Here is an 8,179-nt window from a genome sequence, read left to right as displayed (position 1 = left end):
CGCGCCCGCCGCGAGATCAGCGTGAAGATCCCGGCCGGTGTCGGCGACGGGATGCGGGTGCGGTTGGCCGCGCAGGGCGAGGTCGGCCCCGGCGGCGGACCCGCAGGCGACCTGTACGTCGAGGTGCACGAGCAACCGCACTCCACCTTCCTGCGCGACGGCGACGACCTGCACTGCACCATCTCGGTGCCGATGGTCGACGCGGCGTTGGGCACCACCGTCACCGTCGACGCGATCCTCGACGGGCCGACGGAGATCACGATCCCGTCGGGCACGCAGCCGGGCGCCATCGTGTCCCTGCGCGGCCAACCGCACCCGCATCCCGTCGCCGACACCGGCCGGGATCTTCACGCTGATCTCGCGGCGGGCGCGCACGCGGCCGTCGCCGCCGCAACGGTGGCAGGGGTCGGGGATGACCTCGCCGACGCCGCCGCACACCGGGCACGGCCGCGAGGTCATGACCTGACCCAGCAGCGACCGCTGCACGGTCTGGATCTCGCCGCGGCCGCCGCAGGTGTCGCAGGTGACCGGGGTGGAGTTGCCGTGGGTGCCCTTGCCGTGGCAGAGGTCGCACAGGATCGCGGTGTCAACGGTGACCTGCTTGGTCACGCCGGTGGCGCACTCCTCCAGGTCGAGCCGCATGCGTAGCAGCGAATCCGAACCCGGGCGGACCCGGCCGACCGGGCCGCGTGTGGTGGTGCCGCCGCCGAAGAACGCCTCGAACACGTCGCCCAGCCCGCCGAACCCAGCGAACCCGTTGCCGGCCGCGGATGCGGCCGACTCCAGCGGATCGCCGCCGAGGTCGACGATGCGGCGCTTCTCCGGATCGCTGAGGACCTCGTAGGCCGCGCTGATGTCCTTGAACCGCGCCTGGGCCTCTTCGTCCGGGTTGACGTCGGGATGCAGTTCACGCGCCAACCTGCGATAGGCGCGTTTGATCTCCGCGTCCGTCGCGCCCTTGCTCACTCCGAGCAGCCCGTAATAGTCGCGTGCCACGCTGACTTGCCTGACCTTCCTGTGCCGGTGTTACCGGCTGCCTAAGACTTCCCCGATATAGAGAGCAACCGCAGCGACATTAGCGATAGTTCCCGGATAGTCCATTCGGGTGGGGCCCAGCACCCCCATGCCGCCGTACACCTTGCCCGAACTTCCGTACGCGGTCGTCACCACGGAGGCGCCCGCCATCTCCTCGGCCTCGGTCTCGTGGCCGATGCGCACGGTCACCTTGCCCGCTTCCTGCTGCGCCGCGAGCAGCCGCAGCACCACCACCTGTTCCTCGAGCGCCTCGAGCACCGACCGCAGGGAGCCGCCGAAGTCGGCGGTGTTGCGGGTGAGGTTGGCGGTGCCGCCCAGCAGCAGCCGCTCCTCGCGGTGTTCGACCAGCGTCTCCACCAGTACGGTCGCCGACCGGCCGATCGCGTCGGCGAGCCCGCCGTGCCCGTCGAGCTGCGACGCCAGGTCGGCAACCGCGATCGATGCGGCCGCCAGAGGCTTGCCCTCGAGGGCCTGGCCGAGCAGGTCGCGCAGCTTGGTGAGGTCGTGCTCGTCGAGCGCGTCACCGAGCTCGACGATGCGCTGGTCCACCCGGCCGGTGTCGGTGATGACCACCAGCAGCAACTTGGCCGAGGTGAGTGCGACGACCTCGAGGTGGCGGACCGTCGAGGTGGACAGCGTGGGGTACTGCACGATCGCGACCTGGCGCGTCAGCTGAGCGAGCAGGCGCACGGCGCGGCGCAGCACGTCGTCGAGGTCGACGCCGGATTCGAGGAACGTCAGGATCGCGCGGCGTTCGGGCGTCGACAGCGGTTTGATGTCGTCGATGCGGTCGACGAACTCGCGGTAACCCTTCTCGGTGGGGACGCGTCCGGAGCTGGTGTGGGGCTGGGTGATGTACCCCTCGGCCTCCAGCACCGCCATGTCATTGCGCACAGTCGCACTGGAGACACCGAGATTGTGCCGCTCGACGAGGGTCTTCGACCCGATCGGCTCCTTGGTGGCCACGAAGTCGGCGACGATCGCGCGCAGCACCTCGAACCGTCGGTCGTCGGCGCTACCCATGTCTGCTCACCTACCCCTCGAATCGCGTTAAAACCCATTTTAGGGGCACCAACAGCATCGATAGCGTGCGAGCGGCCCTGACGGCCCCGCGACACCCCGCCTGCGGTGCACTAACCTTGCGTTGTTATGCCGTTGCCGGGGGGGACGAGCGAAGGACGCATGCCCGATGATCTTCAAGGGAGTCAGGGAGGGCAGGCCCTACCCCGACCACGGGTTGTCGCACCGCCAGTGGGCGCAGATCCCGCCGCGCCAGATCCGGCTCGACGAATTGGTCACCACGACGACGGTGCTCGCGTTGGACCGGTTGCTCTCCGAGGATTCGACGTTCTACGGCGACCTGTTCCCGCATGCGGTGCGGTGGAAGGGCATCGTCTACCTCGAAGACGGGCTGCACCGCGCGGTGCGGGCGGCGCTGCGTAACCGCACGATCCTGCACGCGCGCGTGTTCGACATGGACGTCCCCCTCGCACAACAGGTCTAGCGCTCCGGCCGTCAACGAACGGATTGATGCTCGCGTGACGGTGAGTCGGTGGCCGCGCCGAGGTCGGCGCCGAGGATCCGGTCGGACAACAGACCCAGGCACGACAGGTTGGGGAACCCGGGCCCCTGAGTCAGCCCCGACAGGCCGGGCAAAAACAGTTTCGGGCGCACCCCGCTGACGGCGAGGTCGTCGCCCATCGCCTCCTGCAGCGCCTCCGAGCTCAGCGGTGCGCCCAGGCCCAACTCCAGCAGATCCAGCGCGTCCTGGCCGAGCAGCGGAACGAACCACATCGCGTCGGCGCCCGAACCGTCGATGACGAGATCGAATCCGTGCACGGTCTCCAGCGATTCGCCGCCCTGGGTGGTGCTCAGCGTCAACCGGATTCGGCCGTCGCAGGCCACCGCATGCGCCACCCGGCCGCGCAGGTGGCGGATCCGGTCGTCGGCGAGCAACGCGTCCTGCACCCGCGCGGAGAACACCCCGCGGTCGGTGCGCAGCAGCGCGTCGCGTCGCTCGGCCATCGTCAGTCCGGTCCAGCCCGTCGGATCGGAGAACAACGTGTTCTCGAAGAAGCCTTCGCCTCGGGTGAACAATGTCACCTGCGGCGAGATCACCGTGATCGTCGAAACCCGGTGCCGGAACAGCTCATTGAGCATCGACGCCGCGGTCTCTCCCCCGCCGATGACGGCGACGCGTTCGGCGCGGATCAGCTCGTACTGCGCCGCGCGGTGCCAGAACTGCGCTATCGAGAGCACCCGCGGATTGCCGGGCAGGATCGAGCGCTCCGGTTGACCGGGGCCGGTGATCATCAGGCCGTCGGCGGTCACGGTGCGGTCGGGGGTGTGCAGCGTCCACCGCGGCCCGCCGGATTCGGTGGCGACCGAGACTTCGCGCACCTCACCCCGCACCACGTTCATCTCGACATTGCCTGCGACCCAACGCAGGTACTGGCTCCACCTGCGGTGCGTGGGCGCGGGACGTCCGCGGTCCACCCATTCGGCGAACTGGCCGGTCGAGATCAGATACTGCTGCCAGCTGTGCCGGGTCATCCGCTCGTCGAGTTCGGCGTTGCGGCGCGGCACCAGCGCCGAGCGGTACGGGAAGCCGACGTCCTTCTCGGGGCTGGTCCCCAGCCGGTGTTGACCGTCGGTCCAACCCCCGTCGGCCTGCCAGTTGGCGGCCACGCCTGTCTTCTCCACGGCGACGATCTCGGGCACGTCGATGCCCATGTCGCGCAGTTCGGCGGCCTTGGCGGCGACGGCGACGGCCTTCGCGCCCGCGCCCACCACCGCGAGTGTCCGGCTCATGAGACGACCTCTCGTAGCGATTCCTGCCACATCGCCTGCAGTGCGGCGACGTCATCGGCGGTCAAGATGTCGGGCAGCGTGCGCCATTGCGTACCGAGCACCGGTGCATCGCTGTCACCGAGAACGGCTGCCAGCACGGTCAATTCGTGCCTGACGGCAAGCCGCGGCTCGGGCAGCGGCGACACGCGCGCCAGCAGCGCACGGTCGGGCCGCAGCGTGCCGCCGTCGAAACCGGCGTGCACGCGGCCCAGGAAATTGAGCAGCAATTGCGGTTCCGGCCGCGCCCCCAGCCGTTCGGCGGTGTCGGGTCGCAGGTAGCGCAACAGTCCGTAATCGATGCCGTCGCCGGGGACTGCGGCGACGTCGCGGGCCGTCTGCACCCGTAGCGGATAGATGGCGGTGAGCAACCCGACGGTGTCGGACGTGTCGGCGCCGTCGACGACGGTGTCGGCGCGGCCGTGGGTCTCCAGCGCCAACAACGGCGGCGGCGTGTCCTGGCCGCGGTGTCGGCGCCAGCGGGTGACGGTGCGCGCCGCGGCCTCAGCCAGCAGATGTGGCGTGGATTCGGGAGCGTTGAGCAACCGCGCGGTGACGTGGCTGTCCGTCACCGCCATGGAGACGACGACGTCGCCGACGCGATCGGTCTGCGGCCGCAGCCTGCGGGCGCCGAGAGGCGGGTCGTCACCGTCGAGTTGGGCCGCCCAGAAGTCGGCCGTGTCGAGCGTGTGCGCGCGCTCGGCGAGCAGGCGCGACCACCGTCGGTAGCTGGTGTGCTCGCGGGTGGGCGCCGGCTCGCGCCCCGACGCGAGCGCGTGCCACGCGGCGTCGAGTTCGCCAAGCAGGATCCGCCACGACGCGGGGTCGACCGCCAGCACATGCGCGGTCAGCAGCAGCACACCGGGAGCGCCGGGCGGGCGCAACCACACTGCGACGAGCATCGAGCCACGTTGCGGGTCAAGGCGTTCCACCGATCGTCGGGCGTGTTCGGCGACGGCCTCGACGAGGGCTTCGTCAGAATCACCGTCGACGGGCACCTCGGTCAGCGAAGTCCGCTCGTCGTGCTCGACGAGCGTCATCGCCTGCCGGTCGAGCCGGCTTCTCAGCACCGGATGAGCGTCGACGACGGTACGCAGGATCCGCTCGAGTTGCTCACCGGTGATGCCGTCGGGCAGCCGGATGGCCTCGGTCTGCGCCAGTCGGCGCGGATCGCCGTGCTCATAGAGCCAGTGCGCATTGGGCAGCACGGGCATCGGGCCGCCCGGGTCGTCGTCGTGTTCGGCGACCGCCGACTCGTTCTCGATGGCCGCGGCGAGTTCGCGCAGCGTTGCGCACTCGAGCATGCGCCTGGCGCGCAACGGAATTCCGCGCCTGCGGGCAGCCTGCACCACCGAGAGCGCCACGATGCTGTCCAGCCCGAGCGCGAGGAAGTCCGCGGTGACGTCGATGGTGAGGCGCTCGCCACCGTCAAGCAGCTCGCAGAGCACGGACGCCAGGGCCTTCTCCGTCTCCGTCTCCGGGGCGGCCGACGGACCGTTCTCGACGGCGATGGCGTTCAGCGCGGCCTCGTCGACCTTGCCGTGCGTGGTCAGCGGCAACTGGTCGACGACGACGATCGAGTGCGGAACCATGTAGCGCGGCAGGCGTTTCGACACCATGGCGCGCAGTTCCGATACCGCGGGCGCGGGCTCGGCGGCGACGAACGCGACCAACTGCGGACCCCACTGTTGACGGCGAACCGCCACGTGGGCGTGCCGCACCGCGGGATGGGTGTGCAGAACCGCCGAGATTTCGTTCGGTTCCACCCGGAAGCCGCGAATCTTGACCTGCGCGTCGGACCGCCCGAGGAACTCCAGCGCACCGTCGGGCCGGCGCCGTACGACGTCTCCGGTGCGGTACATGCGCTCACCGGCCGCGAACGGATCGGCGACGAAACGGCTCGCGGTCTCGCCGAAGCGGCCGAGATATCCGCGGGTCAACTGGGCGCCCGACAGGTACAGCTCACCGGGCACGCCGTCGGGCACCGGGCGCAGCCACGAGTCCAGCACGTGGGCCCTGCTGGGCGAGGTGGGGCGCCCGATGGTCGGCTGTTCGTGTTCGGCGATGGTGGCGACGACGGCCTCCACGGTGGTTTCCGTTGGGCCGTAACAGTTGTACGCCGCCATGCCGGTTCGTGCGCATTCGTCGCGGATGAGGTTCCACGCCGGTATTCCGACGGCCTCGCCCCCCAGCGCCAGCACCCCGAGCGGCACCGTCGTCAGCAGCCCCACTGCGTGCAGTTGGGCGAACATCGACGGGGTGGTGTCGATCAGGTCGATCCCGTACCGCCCGATGGTCTCGACCAGCGCCTCGGCGTCGCGCTGGATCTCGTCGTCGACGATGTGTACCGCGTGCCCGTCGAGCAGTGCCGCCAGCGGCTGCCAGGCCGCGTCGAAGGTGAACGACCAGGCGTGCGCCACCCGCAGCGGATGGCGCAATCGAGTGGCAGCGGGCCGCAACACGTTTCGGGCGTGATCCTCGGCGTAGGCCAGCAATGCCTGGTGGGTGCCGACGACGCCCTTCGGCCTGCCGGTCGTTCCGGATGTGAACACCATGTACGCGGCCTGGCCCGGCAGGGCCGGCGCGGGTCGGAAGTCCTCGACTCCCTTGTCGGCCGCCGCGGCGAGCATGTCGTCGTCTATGACGATCGTCGCACCGCACTGTTCGAGGATGTCGGCGATCCGCTCGTCGGGCATCCCCAGATCGAGTGGCACGATGACGCCGCCGGCCTTGAGCACCGCCAGCATCGCGACCACATATTGCGGTCCGCGCGAAAGGTGAATCGCGACGGGCGTTTCCGTGCGCACTCCCTCCGACGCCAGCGTGGCGGCCAGCCGGTCGGCGGCCTCGTCGAGTTGCCGATAGGTGAGTTCGCCGCCGGACCAGCTCAACGCCGGTGAGCCCAGCCGGGCGCCGGCGGTCTCGGTGAACGCGGTGTGCACGCCGAGATGGGTGGGCACCGCTGCCGTCGGAGCGATCGGAGCCCGGCCTTCATCGTCGAGCAGGACGCTGAGGTCGCGTAGCGGACGGTCCCAGTTCGCGATCAGCCGCTGGGTGGTGGTGAGCACGCGATGCCCGAGCGATTCCGGGCTCATCTGGCCGAGGGCGCCGTCGATGACCTCGACCAGGACGGTGAGCTCGTCGTCGATCATGTGTGCGGCGATGGTGACCGGGAAGTGCGACACGCTCTCCAGCGCGGCCGGGCGGAACGTCGCGCCGTTGGCGACGAAGTCGCCGCCGCCGACCAGCCCGCCAGGCGGGAAGTTCTCGTAGACCAGCAGGGTGTCGAACAACTCGCCGATGCCGCCGAGCGAGCGCAGCTCGTTGTGGGGCAGGTAGCTGTGGTCGCGCAGCTTGGCCGCTTCGCGTTGCAGCGCAACGCATTGCGTGCCGACGCGGGCCGCCGGATCGAGACGGACCCGCAGCGGCACCGTGTTGATGAACAAGCCGACCATGGTCTCGACGCCCGCCAGCTCGCCTGGGCGCCCGGACACCGTCACGCCGAATACCACATCGGAGCGGTCCGTGAACGCCGAAAGCACCGCCGCCCAGGCCATCTGGACCAGCGTGTTGACCGTGACACCGCGCGAGCGCGCGGCCTCCGCCAATTGCTGGGTGGCGGCGCTGTCCAGGCTCAGTTCGGTGCGGCGCGGTTCACCGGTGGGCGGCTCACCGGAGGTGAGCGCCGGCGTCACGAGCGTCGGGCCGTCGAGGTCGGCCAGGTGCTCGCGCCACAGGTTGCGGCTGGTCTCCTGGTCGCGGCCGGCGAGCCAGCCGATGTAGTCGCGGTACGGGCGCGGCGGGGGCGGCAGGACGGCTTGGTCACCGCCCGACTCGTACAGCGCGAACAGCTCACCGACAAACAGGGGCAGCGACCAGCCGTCGATGATGATGTGGTGGGCGACCACAACGAACCGGAAATGCGATCCGGGCACCTCGATGAGGACGAACCGGATCGCCGGTCCCTTCGCGAGGTTGAACGGGCGGCGCCGTTCGTCGGCCTCCAGCGCGTCGACTTCGTCGGCCGCTGCGGTGATCCGACGCCAGGGCACGTCGACGCGGTTGGGCACTACCTGGACCGGTTTGCTCTGCGCCCGAAGGAAACTCGCTCGCAGGTTGGGGTGGCGGGCGAGCAGCGTCGCCGCGCACTCCCGCAGCAGGTCCGCGTCGAGCTCGCCGGTGATGTCGGCCGCCATCGCGATGACGTAAGGGTCCTCTCCCCCGTCGGCGTCGTCGCCGACGCTCAACTGCGCGAGCGAGAACAGCCCCTGCTGTAGCGGGCTGAGCGCCATCACGT

The 8,179-nt window shown here is 70.0% G+C and carries 4 protein-coding genes and 2 pseudogenes; 2 read left to right on the top strand and 4 right to left on the bottom strand.

The genetic code is table 11. The features are described from left to right. Positions 1-51: 51 nt before the first annotated feature. A pseudogene (locus A5752_RS28300) lies at positions 52-264 on the top strand (DnaJ C-terminal domain-containing protein); the annotation flags it as partial. A 21-nt stretch (positions 265-285) separates the two neighbouring features. Here the strand turns inward: A5752_RS28300 and A5752_RS13000 are convergent. Together A5752_RS13000 and hrcA are read right to left on the bottom strand one after the other, a co-directional pair. Continuing rightward, positions 286-996 (bottom strand): annotated as a pseudogene (locus tag A5752_RS13000) (DnaJ domain-containing protein); the annotation flags it as partial. A gap of 30 nt (positions 997-1,026) precedes the next feature. Beyond that, complete coding sequence (hrcA, locus tag A5752_RS12995; RefSeq protein ID WP_067085724.1) at positions 1,027-2,058, bottom strand: heat-inducible transcriptional repressor HrcA; 1,032 nt, start codon at positions 2,056-2,058, stop codon at positions 1,027-1,029. Between the two features lie 166 nt (positions 2,059-2,224). On the opposite strand from hrcA, the gene A5752_RS12990 reads away from it, so the two are divergent. Continuing rightward, a complete protein-coding gene (locus tag A5752_RS12990) occupies positions 2,225-2,539 on the top strand; it encodes a type II toxin-antitoxin system VapB family antitoxin (RefSeq protein ID WP_067085722.1) in 315 nt (104 codons plus the stop codon). An 11-nt stretch (positions 2,540-2,550) separates the two neighbouring features. Here A5752_RS12990 and mbtG read toward each other — a convergent pair whose 3' ends face one another. Further along, positions 2,551-3,846, bottom strand: a complete 1,296-nt coding sequence (gene mbtG / locus A5752_RS12985) for an NADPH-dependent L-lysine N(6)-monooxygenase MbtG (RefSeq protein WP_067085720.1) — start codon at positions 3,844-3,846, stop codon at positions 2,551-2,553. Next, the gene (locus A5752_RS12980; RefSeq protein ID WP_067085764.1) at positions 3,843-8,174 is read right to left on the bottom strand and encodes a non-ribosomal peptide synthetase; all 4,332 of its coding nucleotides are present in this window, start codon (positions 8,172-8,174) and stop codon (positions 3,843-3,845) included. The genes mbtG and A5752_RS12980 overlap by 4 nt, the downstream gene beginning before the upstream one ends. Between the last annotated feature and the right edge of the window lie 5 nt (positions 8,175-8,179).

Origin of the sequence: Mycobacterium sp. 852002-51961_SCH5331710, assembly GCF_001665535.1 — a bacterium.
GTDB lineage: Bacteria > Actinomycetota > Actinomycetes > Mycobacteriales > Mycobacteriaceae > Mycobacterium.
The sequence above is the reverse complement of the archived record's forward strand: the minus strand, read 5'-3'. Positions and strand labels throughout refer to the sequence as shown.